This window comes from Variovorax sp. 05L425 (genome assembly GCF_056397705.1).
Genome location: NZ_JBFTNY010000014.1, coordinates 166,212 through 182,197 on the forward strand (window position 1 = coordinate 166,212; position 15,986 = coordinate 182,197).

20 protein-coding genes are annotated in these 15,986 nt (G+C 63.1%); 10 read left to right on the forward strand and 10 right to left on the reverse strand.

The window, feature by feature from the left end; genetic code table 11:
* Positions 1 to 7: 7 nt before the first annotated feature.
* The 3 genes from AC1DN9_RS17435 to wrbA are packed head-to-tail and all read right to left on the reverse strand — an operon-like array spanning position 8 to position 1,857.
* Positions 8 to 778 (reverse strand): SDR family NAD(P)-dependent oxidoreductase, encoded by a 771-nt coding sequence (locus AC1DN9_RS17435; RefSeq protein ID WP_478102334.1) that lies wholly within the window; start codon positions 776 to 778, stop codon positions 8 to 10.
* Position 779: 1 nt separating this feature from the next.
* Complete coding sequence (locus AC1DN9_RS17440; RefSeq protein WP_478102336.1) at positions 780 to 1,229, reverse strand: ester cyclase; 450 nt, start codon at positions 1,227 to 1,229, stop codon at positions 780 to 782.
* Positions 1,230 to 1,257: 28 nt separating this feature from the next.
* Positions 1,258 to 1,857: an NAD(P)H:quinone oxidoreductase gene (gene wrbA, locus AC1DN9_RS17445; protein ID WP_478102338.1), complete on the reverse strand. Its 600-nt coding sequence runs from the start codon at positions 1,855 to 1,857 to the stop codon at positions 1,258 to 1,260.
* Positions 1,858 to 2,086: 229 nt separating this feature from the next.
* Between wrbA and AC1DN9_RS17450 the strand changes: the two genes are divergently transcribed.
* Positions 2,087 to 3,808 (forward strand): sulfatase-like hydrolase/transferase, encoded by a 1,722-nt coding sequence (locus AC1DN9_RS17450; RefSeq protein WP_478102340.1) that lies wholly within the window; start codon positions 2,087 to 2,089, stop codon positions 3,806 to 3,808.
* A gap of 537 nt (positions 3,809 to 4,345) precedes the next feature.
* Here the strand turns inward: AC1DN9_RS17450 and AC1DN9_RS17455 are convergent.
* Positions 4,346 to 4,513, reverse strand: coding sequence for a hypothetical protein (locus AC1DN9_RS17455; protein ID WP_478102342.1), 168 nt, complete (start codon positions 4,511 to 4,513; stop codon positions 4,346 to 4,348).
* Here AC1DN9_RS17455 and AC1DN9_RS17460 point away from each other — a divergent pair.
* A complete protein-coding gene (locus AC1DN9_RS17460; protein ID WP_478102344.1) occupies positions 4,512 to 4,706 on the forward strand; it encodes a LysR substrate-binding domain-containing protein in 195 nt (64 codons plus the stop codon). The genes AC1DN9_RS17455 and AC1DN9_RS17460 overlap by 2 nt on opposite strands.
* 141 nt (positions 4,707 to 4,847) lie before the next feature.
* The gene (locus AC1DN9_RS17465) at positions 4,848 to 5,087 is read left to right on the forward strand and encodes a hypothetical protein (protein WP_478102346.1); all 240 of its coding nucleotides are present in this window, start codon (positions 4,848 to 4,850) and stop codon (positions 5,085 to 5,087) included.
* Positions 5,088 to 5,442: 355 nt separating this feature from the next.
* On the opposite strand, the gene AC1DN9_RS17470 is transcribed toward AC1DN9_RS17465, so the two are convergent.
* The 5 genes from AC1DN9_RS17470 to AC1DN9_RS17490 form a co-directional block, all read right to left on the reverse strand.
* Positions 5,443 to 6,222 carry an SDR family NAD(P)-dependent oxidoreductase gene (locus AC1DN9_RS17470; RefSeq protein WP_478102348.1) on the reverse strand — a complete coding sequence of 260 codons (780 nt, stop codon included), beginning with the start codon at positions 6,220 to 6,222 and terminating at the stop codon, positions 5,443 to 5,445.
* Between the two features lie 15 nt (positions 6,223 to 6,237).
* Entirely contained in the window at positions 6,238 to 7,209 is a 972-nt protein-coding gene (locus tag AC1DN9_RS17475) for a Bug family tripartite tricarboxylate transporter substrate binding protein (protein ID WP_478102350.1), read from the reverse strand.
* A gap of 82 nt (positions 7,210 to 7,291) precedes the next feature.
* Positions 7,292 to 8,311 carry a quinone oxidoreductase family protein gene (locus AC1DN9_RS17480; RefSeq protein WP_478102352.1) on the reverse strand — a complete coding sequence of 340 codons (1,020 nt, stop codon included), beginning with the start codon at positions 8,309 to 8,311 and terminating at the stop codon, positions 7,292 to 7,294.
* Between the two features lie 5 nt (positions 8,312 to 8,316).
* Positions 8,317 to 8,856 (reverse strand): VOC family protein, encoded by a 540-nt coding sequence (locus AC1DN9_RS17485; RefSeq protein ID WP_478102354.1) that lies wholly within the window; start codon positions 8,854 to 8,856, stop codon positions 8,317 to 8,319.
* 76 nt (positions 8,857 to 8,932) lie between these two features.
* A complete protein-coding gene (locus AC1DN9_RS17490) occupies positions 8,933 to 10,009 on the reverse strand; it encodes a LacI family DNA-binding transcriptional regulator (protein WP_478102356.1) in 1,077 nt (358 codons plus the stop codon).
* Positions 10,010 to 10,312: 303 nt separating this feature from the next.
* Here AC1DN9_RS17490 and AC1DN9_RS17495 point away from each other — a divergent pair, with 303 nt between their 5' ends.
* The 3 genes from AC1DN9_RS17495 to AC1DN9_RS17505 are packed head-to-tail and all read left to right on the forward strand — an operon-like array spanning position 10,313 to position 12,298.
* Positions 10,313 to 10,756: an ester cyclase gene (locus AC1DN9_RS17495; protein WP_478102357.1), complete on the forward strand. Its 444-nt coding sequence runs from the start codon at positions 10,313 to 10,315 to the stop codon at positions 10,754 to 10,756.
* A gap of 18 nt (positions 10,757 to 10,774) precedes the next feature.
* Entirely contained in the window at positions 10,775 to 11,287 is a 513-nt protein-coding gene (locus AC1DN9_RS17500; protein ID WP_478102359.1) for a 2,4'-dihydroxyacetophenone dioxygenase family protein, read from the forward strand.
* Between the two features lie 12 nt (positions 11,288 to 11,299).
* Complete coding sequence (locus AC1DN9_RS17505; protein WP_478102361.1) at positions 11,300 to 12,298, forward strand: aldo/keto reductase; 999 nt, start codon at positions 11,300 to 11,302, stop codon at positions 12,296 to 12,298.
* Positions 12,299 to 12,393: 95 nt separating this feature from the next.
* Here AC1DN9_RS17505 and AC1DN9_RS17510 read toward each other — a convergent pair whose 3' ends face one another.
* The gene (locus tag AC1DN9_RS17510; RefSeq protein ID WP_478102362.1) at positions 12,394 to 12,627 is read right to left on the reverse strand and encodes a hypothetical protein; all 234 of its coding nucleotides are present in this window, start codon (positions 12,625 to 12,627) and stop codon (positions 12,394 to 12,396) included.
* Between the two features lie 191 nt (positions 12,628 to 12,818).
* On the opposite strand from AC1DN9_RS17510, the gene AC1DN9_RS17515 reads away from it, so the two are divergent.
* The 4 genes from AC1DN9_RS17515 to AC1DN9_RS17530 all read left to right on the forward strand — a co-directional run bounded on the left by AC1DN9_RS17515 (position 12,819) and on the right by AC1DN9_RS17530 (position 15,798).
* Positions 12,819 to 13,367, forward strand: a complete 549-nt coding sequence (locus AC1DN9_RS17515) for a DUF3455 domain-containing protein (protein WP_478102363.1) — start codon at positions 12,819 to 12,821, stop codon at positions 13,365 to 13,367.
* Positions 13,368 to 13,455: 88 nt separating this feature from the next.
* On the forward strand, positions 13,456 to 14,052 hold the full coding sequence (locus AC1DN9_RS17520) for an RNA polymerase sigma factor (RefSeq protein ID WP_478102365.1): 597 nt from the start codon (positions 13,456 to 13,458) through the stop codon (positions 14,050 to 14,052).
* 283 nt (positions 14,053 to 14,335) lie between these two features.
* Entirely contained in the window at positions 14,336 to 14,953 is a 618-nt protein-coding gene (locus AC1DN9_RS17525; protein ID WP_478102367.1) for an anti-sigma factor, read from the forward strand.
* Between the two features lie 5 nt (positions 14,954 to 14,958).
* Positions 14,959 to 15,798: a caspase family protein gene (locus tag AC1DN9_RS17530; RefSeq protein WP_478102369.1), complete on the forward strand. Its 840-nt coding sequence runs from the start codon at positions 14,959 to 14,961 to the stop codon at positions 15,796 to 15,798.
* Positions 15,799 to 15,986 lie beyond the last annotated feature (188 nt).

A 15,986-nucleotide genomic window follows, 5' to 3' on the forward strand; every position in this document is an offset into this window, starting at 1 on the left:
GAGGGTTCTAGATCACCGAGAGCAAGCCACCGTCAACCAGAAGCGCGATGCCGCTGACGTAGCTCGACATGTCCGAGCCCAGCCACGCGACTGCGTCGGCGATCTCGGACGGCTTGCCGAGCCGGCGCAACGGCGTGCGCTGCCTGAAGCTCTCGGATACCGCGGCAATGCCCGGGTTGGTACGCAGGAGATGCGTGTCGATGATTCCGGGCGCGACCGAATTGACGCGAATTCCTTCAGGTCCGAGCGCGTCGGCAAGGGCCTTTGCCATCAGCACGACGCCGCCCTTGCTTGTGGAGTACGCCACGGTCATGCCCGCACCGGCAATCCCACCCATGCTGGCCATCAGCACGATGCTGCCGGCCTTGCCGCGCGCCTTCATCTGCCGCGCTGCCGCCTGTGCACCGAACAACACACCGTCGAGGTTCACAGCCATCAGCCGGCGGTAATCGTCTTCCGCGACGTCGGCACTGTCCGAGCGCAGCGTGATGCCGGCATTGCAGACCATCACGTCGACGCCGCCGAACTCCACAGCCGCATCGACCAGCGCATCGACCTCTGCATGCTGGCTTACATCCGTGCGATGAAAACGGACGGCGACGCCGAGCGACTCGATCTCCGAAGTGGTTGTGCTTCCGCCTTCGTTGGACGTCTCGGTGATATCCGAGACGATGACTGCCTTTGCACCATGCCGTGCCGCGCCGATCGCAATCGCCCTTCCGATGCCGCTGGCGGCGCCGGTGACGATGACGACCTTGCCTTTGAGAATGTCGCTCATTTCAAACCTGCCCTAGCGCTGCCGGCGGCCAGGCGCCGAGTTGCTGGAGCAAGAAGAAGAGATTCGCGACGCCCCAGTGCTCGGTGATCTTCCCGTCCTCAACGCGCATCGCGTCGACCGTTTCAAACTGGATCTTGCGACCCGTGGGTGCAATGCCGAACATGGCGCCTTGGTGCGTGCCGTGATAGGTCTTGTAGGTCGTCACTACGTCGCCGTCGACCCGCTGCCAATGAATGTCTGCATGGAAGTCCGGAAATGCAGCCCGCAACGTCTTGTAAAGGCCCAATGCGCCAGCCTTGTCCGGCGTGCAATTGGGCTGTGGCGTGTGGTCCAGGAAGTCATCGGCAAAGAGTTCATCGAAGAGCGCGTAGTTGCCACGGCCTTGAACCTCTTCAGTGTTGCGGCGGACAACGGCCTTCGCCGCTTCACCCGCGTCGATCTTGCTGCTCATGGTGTTGTTCTCCAGGAAAGGGCTGAACTCAACCGAACAGCTTGGCAGCCGTCTTTGCAATCAACTCGCCTTGGTGCCGCGCACCCGCGAGATCGATCTCCGTCGGCTGACGGGAGCCGTCGCCGCCAGCGACAGTCGTCGCTCCATAGGGAGCGCCACCGACGATCTCGTCAACGCTCATCTGGCCCTGATGGCTGTAGGGCAGGCCCACGATGGTCATGCCGAAGTGCAGCAGGTTGGTGATGATCGAGAACAGCGTGGTCTCCTGGCCGCCGTGCTGAGTCGCCGAGGCGCTGAACGCACCGCCCACCTTGCCGTGGAGCGCGCCACGCATCCACAGCCCGCCGGCCTGGTCGAGGAAGGCGGCCATCTGCGAGGACATGCGACCGAAGCGCGTGCCCGTACCGACGACGATGGCGTCGTAGTTCTCGAGTTCGGCGACGGTGGCGACAGGAGCCGCTTGGTCGAGCTTGAAGTGGGCTGCCTTGGCGATCTCCGTCGGAACCGTCTCGGGTACGCGCTTGATGTCGACCTGTGCTCCGGCGCTTCGCGCGCCCTCAGCCACAGCTTCGGCCAACTTCTCGATGTGGCCATAGGACGAGTAGTACAGGACAAGGACTTTGCTCATGATGATTTCCCAAGTTTCAGAATGCGCCCCGATTCAGCGGCCGCGGGCTGACGTCATTGCCGAGGACCCGGCGAGTGCCGGTGGGTCTGCGTGAGGCGATGGCATGTCTGAAGGTTATGAGGTCGCCATCTCTCGCGGAAGCCTGTTTGTTTCGATGGCATCTATCGTCAGAGCCGATGGATGGGCGGCGCTCGACCGATGAAGCTCCCTCCTTGCCTGTCAGCGCCGATTGAACTTTGACCCACCGGGGGTGCGGCAGAAATCTAGAATGGCGCAATCTGCGTGGAAGGTCATGGAGCAGCATAGCGATCCACAGGAGGCGCGCGTCGCATCCGCGCCAATGGCAAACAGACGGCACCGCGTCGTCGGTTTGATCGACTATGTTTGGGGCGCCATCCTGCTGATCCCAGCCCTGACGATCTTTTCATCCACGCACGTCTGGGACCTCGGGGCCGCCTACCTCTTTGCCGCAACCGCCGTGTTCTTTGGCTTGCTTCGGGCAATCCTGGGGCTTCGCGTATTCCTGGTGCTCACCTACGTCCCGGCGCTGTTCGGCGTCTTGGCCGTGGGAGCCAATCTTCTACGCGATGTCAATCTTCTCGAGGCGGCCTTGATCCGGCCGGACCCCCACGAAGCGTGGCCAATGATTCAGCCTCATGCCCAGTGGATAGCCCTGACCGCGGTCCTGCTCGCCGCGCCGATCTGGGTGTTGTTTCGCACTCCGTCAACCCGGACGGCGCGCGGGAAGTGGCCTTCGGCCACCCTTGCGACACTCACTGTCGCCGCAGTCACATGCGGCGCCGTCTTTCATGACACTGTGCTGCGCGCGTGGCCGCTGAATGTGATTTCCGTGGCCGCGGCTTCTGCGATCGGCCGTGACGACTTCATCTCGACGGCGTTGCCCTATGCGCCCATCAATCCTCGGTCGCCGTCCGCGAGTTGGGGCGCCTCGCGGTTGCCGGGCCTTCACCCGAAGAACGAGACATACATCCTCATCATCGGGGAAACAGTGCGTGCCGACCGGCTCGGCGCATGCGGCGGCCAAAAGCAGGTCGGCATCAGCCATCAAGACGCGATCATCTATTGCGATGTGACGTCCGGATCCAGCAGCACGCATACGTCGGTCCCCCTGCTCGTCTCGCGCGAAATGCCTGGCGGTGCATTTCGGGTCAGCAAGGACGCAACATTCATGAAGGCTTTCGAGGAAGCTGGATTTCACACCTATTGGCTTGCCGTCCAGGAAAGAGGTATTGCGTGGCCTGACGCCAACACCGACATGTTCGTCACAACAAAGAGGACCGATCGAGAAAGTCTTCTGCCATCGCTCAGATGGGTGCTCGCGCAGAACGCGCCCAAGAAATTGATCGTGCTGCATGCCTACGGCGCACACTTTTCCTACTGCGATCGCTATGACCCTGCAATAGCCGCTTTCCAAGCCGACTGCTCGAAGCTTTCTGAACTCCCGGATGATTCCACGCTGCCGGATTTCATCCGCGCCTACGACAACGCCGTAGCCGAATCCCTCCGATTCGTCGATGCTGTGATCTCGGAGGCGGCGCAGGCGGGCGGCTCGTCCTTCGTGATGTACACGGCTGACCATGGCGAGAACCTGCTTGACGACGGGCGAAAGCTCTTTCAGCACGCGCTGAAGGATCCGACGCGCTGGGACACGAGAGTCCCGGCCGTCATGTGGGCGAGCGATGATTGGCGCGCCAGCAACTCCGCGCGATGGGAGCGGCTCCGCGCCAATCACGAAGCGAAGGCGATGCATGCCGACCTTGTGCCGACCCTGCTCAGTTCAGCGGCCATCAGGTATGTCGACGAGCGGCAAGAGGCTATCGATCTCGGAGCGATGTCACCGGCTGCTGATAGAACCCGGTGGGTCATGCGACGTCTCGGCGAGAAGGTGGATGGCGATCAACTGCGCCAAGTACAACCCGGACGGCAATAGGCGCGGGAGCCACGAAGGCGGCATCGCAGGCCAAACGTATATGGCGTTCTCGTGTTTCGTCCATGCACACGGCGCCGGTACATTCCATGGTCCGGAACCGAATGCCAACCCCAACGATGAACTGTTCGATCTGCGCACGCCCCTTGAACCAGGAAGACGATCCCATGTCGGTCGCCCCTGGCGCCAAGGCCGTGGAACGAGAGTTTCACCACCACAAGCACTTCCTGAAGCACTGCGAAATTGCGGCGTTGCTCGTGAATCGAGCGGATCGCAAGCACCCGTCAGTCAAGCACCACATCCGGGAGGCTGTGCGCGAAGCCTCGAATCATGTCGCCTTCGGGCCAGGCAGCGCGAAGCACTCAGCGCAGTACATGAGCGTGGGCGCTCAGGCACAGATGGAAGCCGGCGGCGCGGATCGATTTGGTTCCGAACCGGTATGCGGAGCTGGTCAAGCGCAAGGCGATTCGGTGCGGAGCTTGAGCAGGCGCGGCGTGACCGCGCGCCAGATCCTGACCATGAGACGTGAAACTTTCCGGGTCAATCGGAATTCGCAAGTAGCGCTCGCAAGTGCGTATCGACCTGCGCCAAAAAGTCCGGGTCTGTTCCAAAAAGAGCCAGATGGCCGTCGATGCTCGCGATGGGACGGAACTCGCTCCCGGGGATCAGTTCCTGTTCGGCCTGGCAGTCCGCGAGCGGGAAGAACATGTCCTGGCTGATCGGCATGACGATCCTGCCGGGCTCGGCGCGTGAGATCGCCGCCGAGCCGACCCTGACGGCCCGCCCGATCGACGATGCCAGCTTCGCACGGCCAATTGCGCTGATCAAGAAGAAGGGGCGAACACTGCCGCCGGCATCGCTGGCATTTTTGGAGACCTGCAAGCAAGCGCTGGGAGCCTAGGCATGCTCGAAATTTCGTCGACCGGTCTAACGAGATCGCGAGGAGGCTAGGCGCGCGCGGCCCGGCGTGGACGGGATACCCGCGCAGAATCGAAAATAGATTTCCTTCACACCAACGGCCTTTGCTTTGAAAGGGGGACCCATGAACGAGGAAGAACTCAGAACGATCCTTCAGAAATTGGAGGCCCAGCAGATTGCGATCGGGCTTGTCGTGGCGCACCTGCTGGACGTTTCTCCGGAACAGGTGCGTCAGGACTTGAGAAACCTGGCGCCGAAACTTCCAGACTTGCTGATTCATCACCGCCTGACCGACAAGCAGTTGCAGGACATCCAAGTGCACGTTCTCTCATTTCTGAGGGAAGGTGGCGGATCTGAAGGCTAAACGGCGGGCGGCGTTGTGACGTGAGTGCCTGCTCGACGAGGTCACGCTGTTCCTGCACAAGGTGGAGGCCTATCTTTCGACCGAGCGACGGAGCATGCCGAAGACGGCATGACCCTGAGCGGGATCTTTGATGAATGGGGACGAAGCACTCAGGCGCTCATGCCACCATCGACCATCAGCAGACTGCCTGCGAGACAAGTTTGTGGGTTCACGGTGCATCGCTGCGCCCGCACATTGCCTCAGGCAGGGGTGAACTCGGCAAGACCGTAGTCCAGCACCGTGGCATTGCGCAAACGTCCTGCCCGGGAGTCGATCTCCAAGATCGATCCATCAGCGAGATACCTCACGACCGTCCTCAGCGAAGCAGCTTCCATCCGCCATCCACGACGAACTCGCCCCCGGTGATGTAGCCCGCCTCGTCGGACGCCAGGAATGCAATCAGATTCGCGACGTCCTGGGGCGTGCCGGTGGCGCCGAGCGGAATGCGTTGGGCAGAGGCTTGCGCCTCGCCGCTGCCAGTGTCCCCGGCGCGTTGCGCGCGCTGGGTAACGATGCTGTCCAGCATCGCCGTATCGGTCCGCCCAGGATGAACGGAGTTGCAGCGAATGCGCTTTCCGCCCTGGCTGCCGAACAACGCGACCGACTTGGTCAGCTGCGTGACGCCGCCCTTGCTCGCGCCGTACGCAACGCTTTGCGTGGTGGGATAGTAGGACCCAACCGACGACACGTTGACGATCGCACCCTTGCCCTGCCTGGCCATGGCGGTCATCGCTTCTCGGCAGCCGAGGAAGGTCCCGTCGAGGTTGACCGCCATCACCCTGCGCCATTCGGCAAGCGTGGTGCGCTCGAGCGTTCCGGACACCACGTCGCCGACGATGCCCGCCGCGTTCACGAGCACGTCCAGCTTTCCATACCGCTCGACAATGTGCGCCACGACGGAAACCCAGCTCTGCTCCGAAGTGACATCAAGCGGAAGGAATGCAAGGTGCGGGTCCTCCGCAGCGAAATTCTCAGGCTCCCGCAAGTCGCCGACGATGACCGTAGCGCCGCGCTGCGCCAGAAGACGAGCCGTCGCGGCGCCGATGCCACCCGCGCCGCCCGTGATCAATGCTACGAACCCCTCAAACTGTCCCATGCCAATCTCCTGGACTCATTCGAACTTCATGGCGGCATCGACGGCAATCTTGCGCCAGGCCTGGATGTCCTTGGCGTTGTCCGCATTGCGTTGCTCACCGGGAATGAACTCGGCCGTGATGCCCCAATCGAGCAGCTTCGTCGCAACCGCCGGATCGCTGATGGTGTCCTTGACCGCCTTGGCAAGCTTGTCCAGAACCGGCTTGGGCATCTTCGGCGGCGCGAACATGGCCCATCCGGTCCATTGGTCGAAGTCGACGCCTTGAGCCTTGTAGGTGCCGACGTCCGGGAAGCCGGCGGTGGGCCGGGTGCACAGCGCCACGGGGTGAACCTTGCCGCTGCGGACGGCGGCGGTGCCGGTCGCCATGTCGAGCCAGGCGGCCTTGATCTCGCCACCGAGCATCGCCGTCATGACCGGCGCCGACCCCTTGTAGGGCACATGGCTGAGCTTGACGCCAGTCTTCTGGCTCAGAACCTCTGCACAGAAGTGACCCGTCGAGCCCAGTCCCCAGCTTCCGTACTGCACGGGATCCGGGCTCTTGCGTGCGTAGTCCAGGAACTCCTTCAGATTCTTGATCGGCAGATCGTTGCTCACGAGGAGAACGATGGGCGACGTCCCGATCCCGGCGATGGTGGTCAGGTCCTTCACCGGGTCGTAGGGCAGCTTCGGATACACGGTCGGGGCCAGCGTCGTGGACGTCATCGTGCCCAGGCCGATCGTGTAGCCGTCGGGCTGGGCCTTGGACAACTGGGAGATGGCGATAGTCCCCGAGGCGCCGGCGTTGTTCTCGATGATCACCGGTTGACCAAGGCGCTTGGACAGACCGTCTCCAATCAACCGCCCGACCATGTCGCCGCCGCCGCCCGGTGAGGAAGGCAGGATGAACTTGATGGGTTTGTTGGGGTAGTCGGCGCCTGGCTGTGCATAGCCGGCGGCGCCTGCCATCAACAACGCAGCGACGAGTCCGAGCTTGGCGAATGCATTCATGTCATGTCTCCTTGATCCGTGGGTGAATTTGCGTGGAGGCGTCCGGTGCCCCCTTGTCCTCGGGCGCCAGGCCTGGAGCCATCTATGGCTGCGTGACCACGATCTTTCCGAAGTGGCCATTGGCCATCATGAGGTCGAAGGCTTCCTTGACGCGCTCGATCGGCAGCGTCGCGTCGATCGGAACGCCTAGGCGCCCTGCTTCCAGCGCCGGCCAGAGATCGGCCTGCACCTGCTGCTGGATCACGTGGACTTCATCGGCCGTCCTCGTGCGGAAGGTGGTCCCCAGGTACTGGATTCGCCGCATCGAATGCAAGTCGAAGTCGAAAGGACCGGACTCGCCCGCCATCCGTCCCACATTGACGATGCGCCCCCCCACCTTCACGGCCCGCATGCTGTCGTTGATCAGCGGACCGGCAAGGAAGTCGATCAGCAGATCGACACCGCGGCCCTCCGTATGCTGGACCACCTGATCGGCCCAATCGGCATCGTTGCTGTCGATGGCGAAGTCTGCGCCGAACTCGCCGAGCTTCGCTCGCCGATTGGCCTTGGTGGATGTGCCGATCACCAGGCCCGCGCCCAGCAGCTTCGCCACCTGGAGGCTCATGAGGCCGACCCCCGACGAGGCGCCCAGAACCAGAACCGATTCCCCCTTCTGGAGCCTGCCCGTCGTGGCGATGGACACATGCGTCGTGCGCAGCGATACGGGCAAGCACGCAGCAGCGTCGTAGCCGAGATCGCGTTGCGGGAAGGCAAAGGTGCGCCGCCAGTCCGCGACGGCATATTCGGAGAGCCCTCCGATGCCGGAGCACATGACCCGATCGCCCACCTTGAAGGCGGTGACATCGGCACCGGTCGCGACCACGTCGCCGGACCACTCCAGGCCCAGCGGGGTCCCTGTCCCGCCGTGGCCGCCGTGCGCTTTCCCTTCCGCCAGGAACAGGTCGGCGCGATTGAGTGAACTCGCCCGTACCTTGATGAGCAACTCGTTGGCGCCAGGCCGGGGAACGGGCAATTCCTGAAGAGCAATGCCTTGCGGCGTCAGCACCGCACCCTTCATGCGCTCGGGAATCACCGGCGTCCGACTCGCGACTACTGAAGACATTGCGCTCATTTCGGCGCACCAATACGCCGGATGGGGTCCTTGCCGTCCCAGTTCTCGGCGGCGCGCTTCACCTCGGCAAAGTACTCGGCCTTCCCGCCGCTGGAGTCGGAGATCTCGAACATGCCGCTGGGCAGGTCGGGATGAATGAAGTAGGCGTACGGTCCTCGGTTGGCCCCCATGCGCCCGCTGTGGCCTTCCACATAGCCCTGTTCCAGCAGGTGCCTGCAGATCTCGTCGAAACGGTCAGGGGTCCAGTGAGCGACGTGCTGGGCCCCCTCCCCGTTCTTCTTCAGCGAGTCGAGGTACAGCGAGGGCGCGTCGTCGTGCTGCTCGATGAGCTCGATCTGCAGATCTCCCGAATTGGCCAACGCGATGGACAGCTTCGGGATTCTCGAATCCTTGCCGTAGTAGCGGAACTCGGTCGACCCGACATCCTCCTTGTAGAACCACGGGCCGACGCCCAGCTTGACCCAGTGGTCCATCGCCTTCTCGATGTCCTTGACCACATACCCGATCTGGCGAACGCCGCCAAAAATGGAACTCATGATGAAATCCTTTCAACCAGTTGTTTGAAATATGGATGTGCGAAGTCGGCTTCTCCGCAAGGCTCGTCGCACCTCTTCAGCCGGACCGATCCGCCTTCTGGGTCGCCTTTCGCGCGCCTGCGCCGGCCGCTTTGCCCTTGAGCACTTGTGCAGATGCGCACGACTCGCGCAGGACCATCTGGGTCGTCAGCAAGACACGCTCGGGTTCCGCTTTCACATCGCGGTCGAGTCGCTTGAGAATCAACTGAGCCAGCGCAGTCCCTACCGCTTCGAAGTCCCAGGTCAGCGAAGTGATCGCGGGACTGAACAACTGCGATAGATCCGTGTCGCCGATGCTGAGGACGCTGACATCGTCCGGCACCGAACGACCCGAGTGGCGCAGCGCCTGCAAGACGCCCGAGAGAATGCGCGTTCCCAGGCACATGAAGGCGGTGGGCGCCTGCGGGGCCGACAGCAATCCGAGCGCTTCGCTGAAGGCGTAGTCCATCGCGGACCGCTCCGCGCGAATCAACTTGGGATTGGGCGTCAGGCCACGCTCGCGGAAGGCGTCCTCGAAGCCGGCGATGCGATCGCGCCCCGGGCGCAGAACGCTGCCGGGCGTCAGGAGCGCGATCTCCGTATGACCAAGGTTCAGCAGGTACCTCGTGGCCTGGAGAGCGCCGTGATAGTGGTCCACATGCACCCCGGTGCCGGAGGCGGAGAAGTCGCGATCCAACGCCACCACAGGCAGGTCTGCATCCAGGCGCTCCAGGAATTCCGGCGCCTCGCCTTCGCACGGGCCGAGGATGAGGCCGTCGACCCGGCGGCCGCGAAAGGTCTCAACCAGCGCCTTCTCGCGCTTGCGATCGTTGTGTGTGTTGGCCAGCAGGAGCGTGTAGCCCGCGGCCTGCATGGACGCTTCCACCGAGGTAATGATCCGTGCGTACAGAGGGTTGGCGAAGTCAGAGACCAGGAGACCGATCACGCCGGTGGAGCGGGTGCGCATGCTCTGCGCCACGGCATCGGGTTCGTAGCCGAGTTGCCGCGCGGCCTTCGTCACGGCCGCGATGGCGTCTTCGCTCACTCTGCCGGCACGGTTGAGGGCGCGAGACGCCGTGCCGAGAGAAACGCCCGCGGCTTTTGCGACATCACGGATGGTTGCGCGCGCCTTCATGCCTTGGTCCCCTCGTGTGCGGTATCCATGGGGGCTTGGATATGGGAGGGCGGACTCGCAAAGGGGCTTGTGGTTTTCGACATGGGTTGGATCCTAGGTTTTTTGTGGAAACGTTTCTACTTAGGGGAAGCACCTAGTTGGGATCTCGACGGGCTTGCCGATGTGGAGTGCCCCAGCGATGAAGTCATCTCAAGCAGTAAGGACTGCAGCCGACGGCCCAAGGACCTAGGGAAGACCCGCATATGAAGCAAGGCAGAACAATCCAGAATTGCGGAAACGTTTCCACCACCTACGAGTATCCACATGACTGAAGACCAACTGAGGCAGGCCCGACTGCAGACCGTTCGCGACCACATGGCATTGGAGTGCGAGCAGGACTGGGATGGCGTCATCGACACCTTCGAGCATCCCCGCTACGAGATGTACGGGAACGGCCAGGTTCACGATGGCGAAGAGGAAGTCCGCAAGTACTTCAACACCTCGCGCACGGCATTTCCCGACCAGAAGAATGAAATCATCTCGCTGGCGGCTGATGACGCGGCCCACTCCGTGCTCGTGGAGTTCTATCTGACCGGCACCCACCTGGGCGAATTCAAGCTGAAGGGCAAGACCTACCCGGCGTCCGGACGGTCGTTCAAGGTCCGCATGGCGGCGTCCTTCCAGTTCCGACCCGGCTCTTCCAAGATCATCTGCGAGCGCCCCTACACGTCGCCTGATCTGAAGCTCCAGCAGTTGGGCCTGGACTAAGACCGGAAGGAGCACGACATGCCCTCCCCCAGTTCCATCACCCGGCAAGACGAGTTGCTTTCCGTGAACATCCATGACATGACATACGTGCCTGGCGCAGCGCCAAGTTCGGAAGTCATCCCCCTCTTCCTGGACCGCGAGAACGGCATCTGGGTGCTGTATGGCAAGTTTGCGCCCGGCACCCGGCTGCCGACGCACTTCCACACGGGCACGGTTCACTTTTTCACGACGAAGGGACAGTGGGCCTACCTGGAGCACCCGGACAACCCCCAAACCGAGGGCAGCTATCTCTACGAGCCCGCCGGGTCCATCCACACATTCTCCGTTCCTGAGGATGCGGCAGGACCCGCCGAGGGCTTCATGGTCGTGCAGGGAGCGAATGTCAACTTCGAAGATGACCAATTCCTGGATGTTCGCGACGCAGGGGCCATCGAGGATGGGATCCTGGGCTACCTGCGCGACCGGAACCTGCCGATCCCGGCATACATCGCGCCGAAGGCATCCGGCTTCAAGCATCGCGCGACCAGCTAGACGGTTGGCGATATGCGAAGCGAACTTCACCAAGGCGAACTGGGCAAGACAGGCGTTCGCGTGACGCGCATGGCGCTGGGCTGCTACTCCATGAGCAATGCCTATGGCAAGCGTTCGGACACCGAATCCGTTCAAGTGATCCAGCGCGCGGTTGATCAGGGGATCGACGTCATCGACACCGCCGACTTCTACGGCTGGGGCCACAATGAGGAACTGGTAGCCTCGGCCCTGCGCGGACGTCGCAGCGAAGTTCTGCTTTCGTCCAAGTTCGGCTACGTCCCGGTGGAAGGCGCCACTTTCGGCGTGTGCGGTGAGCCATCCTATGTACGCAAGGCGTGCGAAGCATCCTTGAAGCGCCTGAACACAGACTACCTGGACCTGTACTTCCAGCATCGTCTTGATCCCAACGTGCCGGTGGAAGACACGGTCGGTGCGATGGCCGACCTCGTCAAGGAAGGGAAGGTCCGCTACCTGGGGCTGTGCGAGGTATCCGAGACCACGCTGCGCCGTGCGTGCACGGTCTTCCCCGTCACCGCGGTCCAGGCCGAATACTCGCTGTGGACCCGGGACCTGGAGGAACACATGCTTGACGTCTACGACGAACTCGGCGTGACGCTCATGGCCTTCTCGCCGCTCGCGCGCGGCATGCTCTCGGGCAAGGTCCGCAGCCTCGATCAGCTGGAGCCGAACGATGTGCGTCGGAAGTACCCACGGTTTTCGCCAGAGAACTTCCCCAAGAATGTGGCCCTGGTCGACCGTCTGGGTGACGTCGCGCAAGGACTGCGCTGCAGTCTGTCCCAACTGGCCCTTGCCTGGCTCTTCAACCGCAACCCCCGAATGATGGCGATCTGCGGCTGCGACACGCTGGACTTTCTCGAGGAAAACCTGGACGCGCTACGCATTCCTCTGGACAAGGAGACCATCCGGCAGATCGACAATATGTTCGCTCCCGGGCAGATCAGCGGTGATCGCTACCACGCTTCGATGATGAAGATGCTCGACCGCGCGTAACGCCCGTCTGAGTGAGCTCAACCGACATCAACTCCGGCATCCCGCGCCAACTCGACAAGCATCTGCGCGCTCCCGACCCTCCCTGGACTTCAACATCAGGTGCTTGCTACGCGGGCATAGCGAGAAATCCACTTCAATGCAACCGCCTCTGCGAGCCGCTCGGCGGTGGCCTCAGCGACGCAGAGCTCGTCGGTCAGGCGCTTGACGCGATTGCGGGCGAAGAAATGGACGGTGCCCCCGATGTTGTCGGAGCCCAAGGCAGCAAGCACATCCTTGGCGCGGGCCAGCTCGGCACGAATGACGTTGATGGGGCGAAGATCGTGTTCCATGTCGTTCTCCTTGTGTCTGGCACTGAGTTGCAGCAACCTCTGAATGGGTTCAGCTTGATTGGCAAAACAGCGCCCGAGCCACGCTGGCAGCAACGCAACGGTCTGCCTGACGTCTAATAGAGCGAGCCTGGAGGCGGCGCTTGCAGCAGGCCCGCGAGTTCACGGCTATCGAACATTTGAAAGGGCAACTCATGCGATCGTCCCTTGCATCCGCCTGTACTCTGCCGATCGCGGTCCTCGTCGCGACCGCCTGTGCGAGCAAGTTCTCTCCCCCTGCCCCGCCTGAAGTTCCGGCCAACCTTCGTCCGCCCGCGGGGCAGGTCATGTTTCTCGAGGCGCTCGCCTCCGGGGTCCAGATCTACGAATGCGCGCCCAAGGCAGATCAACCTTCCGCCTACGAGTGGGCGTTCCGCGCGCCCGAGGCATCGCTCGCCGATCGGCAAGGTCGCCCACTCGGCAAACACTTCGCCGGTCCGACATGGGAATCGACCGACGGCAGTACGGTGGTCGGCGAGGTCAAGGCTCGCGATCCGGGCCCGGATCCGACCGCCATCCCATGGCTGCTTCTCAATGCCAAGGCAACCGCCGGCGCCGGCGTGTTTGGCCCGACGAAGAGCATCCAGCGCATCAGGACAATGGGTGGGCTTGCCCCTACCCAGCCTTGCAGCGCCGCCAATGCCGCGCAGTCGGCACGCGTGCCGTACACGGCAAGTTACTACTTCTATCGCGCCGCGCCGTAGACCGCCCGGGAGTCGACTTCCACGAGATTCGCTATGAATCGGACAGAAACGCTATATTTCTTCACCGCCACCCGCACCCTCCGCCCGCATGGACAACGACGAGGTCAACCAGCTGCTGGTACGCATCGGCCGCGAAGACCAGGCAGCGTTTCGTCAGCTGTACAAGGCGTTCAGCCGCAAGGTGTACGCGTATGTGTTCAACATGCTGAGCGACCATGCGCGAGCCGAGGAAGTCCTGGCGGACTCGTTTTACGAGGTCTGGCGCCACCCCGATCGCTTTCGCGGCGATTCGCAGTTTTCCACGTGGCTCATCGGAATTGCGCGCAGAAAGGCGCTGATGGTCTACCGCGCGCGGCGGCCTGACGAGGTGCATGGAGATCTCGAAGACATCGCCGAGACCACCGCATCCGACACGCCCGACGCCTACGCGGAGTTGGCTGGAAAGCAACGGCGTGAAGGCGTGCAACATTGCATGGGCAAGCTGTCGGACGAGCATCGCGAATGTCTGCACCTGGTGTTTTACGAGGGCATGAGCCTGGCTGAGGTGGCAGAGGTACAGAACTGTCCCGAGGGCACCGTCAAGACGCGCCTGTTCCACGCCCGCCAGAAGATCAAGAATTGCCTGCAGGCGCTGCTGCGCAGTGAGGGTGGTGCCCCTGATGCCAGAGGCGCTCTCGCATCCTGAAGCTTGTGGTGCGCTTGGCCATCGCGCGAAAATATATTTGAACCATCCGCCGAGCTCGCGCAACCCAGAGCCGACACGGGTTTGTCCCGTGCAGGTAGATCGGGGTCTCGGTGCGGTCGGTCGCACAAGTTGATATGGTGTGCGCACGCCGCATTCGGGACAGCGATCGGGGTCAGTCACAGGTTCGCGAGAGGCGAAGAATTCTGGTGGTCATCATGGTCGAAATCTTTTCATCGCTGCTGCGCCGCAATAGTGCGACCGTTGCCACCGGAGCACGGTCATCATGAAAGAACGCTTCGAAGAACTGCTCCCCTGGTACGCCAACGGCTCGCTGGGAGCCGAAGACCGCGCCTGGGTCGACGCATACATGGAACAGCATCCCGAGGCCCGCAGCGAGTTGGACTGGTATCGCTCGCTGCAGGCACGCGTGCAGGAAAACGTGCCGGCCGTGCCGACAACGATCGGCCTGGCCCGCACCATGCGCCTGATCCAGGGCGACCGTCCGACCCTGGCCGAGCGCATCAGCGCCTTTTTCGGCAACCTTGGCATGCGCCCGAGCTATGCGCTGGGCGCGCTGGCGGTCATGGCAGTGCAAGGTGGCTTGATCGTGACCCTGCTCGGCAACGCCCGCGACAGCGCCGACGAAATCCGCGCGCTGCACTCGGTTCGCGTGGAAGAGGGCCCGATGCTGAAGGTCAGCTTCGCGCCGGACGCCAAGGAAACCGACATCCGCATGCTCATGATCCAGATTCACGGCGAACTGGCCGGCGGCCCTGGCCAGCTCGGCGATTACTACCTGCGTGTGCCGGCCGGCAGCGAAGCGGCGGCGCTCGCCCGGGTGCAGGCCGCCCCGATCGTTCAGGCCGCGGTGCTCGCGCCCGGCGTGCCGCCCCGGGAGTAGCCGCCATGGCCACACTGCTGACCCGTCGCCTGCTGCTGCGCGGTGCATTGGGTGCCGCAGCCCTGCCCTTCGGTCCCGCCATGAGCGCCCAGGCCGATGTCAAGGATGCAGGGTCGCGCATCGCATTGGTGATTGGCAACGGCGCCTACCGAGGTGCACCGCTGAAGAACCCGCCGGGCGATGCCGTTGCCGTCGCGGCGGCGCTGCGCGGCCTTGGCTACGAGGTGAGCCTGCGTCAGAACACGCGACTGCCGGAACTGATCGAATCGCTACGCGAGTTTTCGATGCGTGCGCCGAAGGCGGCGGTTCGCGTGTTGTTCTATGCCGGTCACGGGGTTCAGGTCAAGGGTCGCAACTACTTGGTGCCGATCGATGCCGACCCGCAGTCCGAAGAGGACATCCAGCGGCAAAGTGCGGACGTCGGCGAGTTCGTCGACCGACTCAGCGCCATTGGCACCGGTGCCAACATCGTGGTGCTCGATGCCTGCCGTGTGAACCCCTTCGCGGGCGGCGTCATCGTGGGCCCCGATGGACGGCGCCTGAAATTCCGCGGCGCGACGCCGGGTGGCCTGGCGACGCTCGATGCGCCCGTGGGCACGCTGGTGGCCTTCTCGACCGCGCCGAACGGCGTGGCCCTCGACAGCGCCAACAGCGAGCACAGCGTCTATGCACGTCACCTGCTGGCCAACATGGCGATGCCGGGGCTGCAGATCGAGCAACTCTTCAAGCGAGTGCGCATCGGCGTCGCCGAAGACACCGGTCGCGTGCAGGTACCCTGGGAGTCCTCGAGCCTGACCGCCGACTTCTGCTTCAAATCGGACGACAAGGGACGCTGCGGCAGCTAGGGCCTGTCCACACTACTTCCGGGGTCGCGAAGGTATGCGAGGACGGGCCAATCAAGGCGCGCGACGCCGCATGTGCGTTGGCACATGCAAGGAGCGCAACGCCGAGTGGCCCGTCCTGGCATACCTTCCCTTCGGGTTGTCGTGCAAAGGGGCCGTCTGCGGCGTTGCCCACGCTTGCAAGGCCAAAG

Bases quoted from the DNA above. Each gene is read 5' to 3' on its own strand.
- AC1DN9_RS17475 (WP_478102350.1), bottom strand. From the start codon at position 7,209: ATGAATGCATTCGCCAAGCTCGGACTCGTCGCTGCGTTGTTGATGGCA.
- wrbA (WP_478102338.1), bottom strand. From the start codon at position 1,857: ATGAGCAAAGTCCTTGTCCTGTACTACTCGTCCTATGGCCACATCGAG.
- AC1DN9_RS17525 (WP_478102367.1), top strand. From the start codon at position 14,336: ATGAAAGAACGCTTCGAAGAACTGCTCCCCTGGTACGCCAACGGCTCG.
- AC1DN9_RS17440 (WP_478102336.1), bottom strand. From the start codon at position 1,229: ATGAGCAGCAAGATCGACGCGGGTGAAGCGGCGAAGGCCGTTGTCCGC.
- AC1DN9_RS17465 (WP_478102346.1), top strand. From the start codon at position 4,848: ATGAACGAGGAAGAACTCAGAACGATCCTTCAGAAATTGGAGGCCCAG.
- AC1DN9_RS17485 (WP_478102354.1), bottom strand. From the start codon at position 8,856: ATGAGTTCCATTTTTGGCGGCGTTCGCCAGATCGGGTATGTGGTCAAG.
- AC1DN9_RS17510 (WP_478102362.1), bottom strand. From the start codon at position 12,627: ATGGAACACGATCTTCGCCCCATCAACGTCATTCGTGCCGAGCTGGCC.
- AC1DN9_RS17470 (WP_478102348.1), bottom strand. From the start codon at position 6,222: ATGGGACAGTTTGAGGGGTTCGTAGCATTGATCACGGGCGGCGCGGGT.
- AC1DN9_RS17530 (WP_478102369.1), top strand. From the start codon at position 14,959: ATGGCCACACTGCTGACCCGTCGCCTGCTGCTGCGCGGTGCATTGGGT.
- AC1DN9_RS17460 (WP_478102344.1), top strand. From the start codon at position 4,512: ATGTCCTGGCTGATCGGCATGACGATCCTGCCGGGCTCGGCGCGTGAG.
- AC1DN9_RS17480 (WP_478102352.1), bottom strand. From the start codon at position 8,311: ATGTCTTCAGTAGTCGCGAGTCGGACGCCGGTGATTCCCGAGCGCATG.
- AC1DN9_RS17505 (WP_478102361.1), top strand. From the start codon at position 11,300: ATGCGAAGCGAACTTCACCAAGGCGAACTGGGCAAGACAGGCGTTCGC.
- AC1DN9_RS17520 (WP_478102365.1), top strand. From the start codon at position 13,456: ATGGACAACGACGAGGTCAACCAGCTGCTGGTACGCATCGGCCGCGAA.
- AC1DN9_RS17455 (WP_478102342.1), bottom strand. From the start codon at position 4,513: ATGTTCTTCCCGCTCGCGGACTGCCAGGCCGAACAGGAACTGATCCCC.
- AC1DN9_RS17490 (WP_478102356.1), bottom strand. From the start codon at position 10,009: ATGAAGGCGCGCGCAACCATCCGTGATGTCGCAAAAGCCGCGGGCGTT.
- AC1DN9_RS17495 (WP_478102357.1), top strand. From the start codon at position 10,313: ATGACTGAAGACCAACTGAGGCAGGCCCGACTGCAGACCGTTCGCGAC.
- AC1DN9_RS17435 (WP_478102334.1), bottom strand. From the start codon at position 778: ATGAGCGACATTCTCAAAGGCAAGGTCGTCATCGTCACCGGCGCCGCC.
- AC1DN9_RS17515 (WP_478102363.1), top strand. From the start codon at position 12,819: ATGCGATCGTCCCTTGCATCCGCCTGTACTCTGCCGATCGCGGTCCTC.
- AC1DN9_RS17500 (WP_478102359.1), top strand. From the start codon at position 10,775: ATGCCCTCCCCCAGTTCCATCACCCGGCAAGACGAGTTGCTTTCCGTG.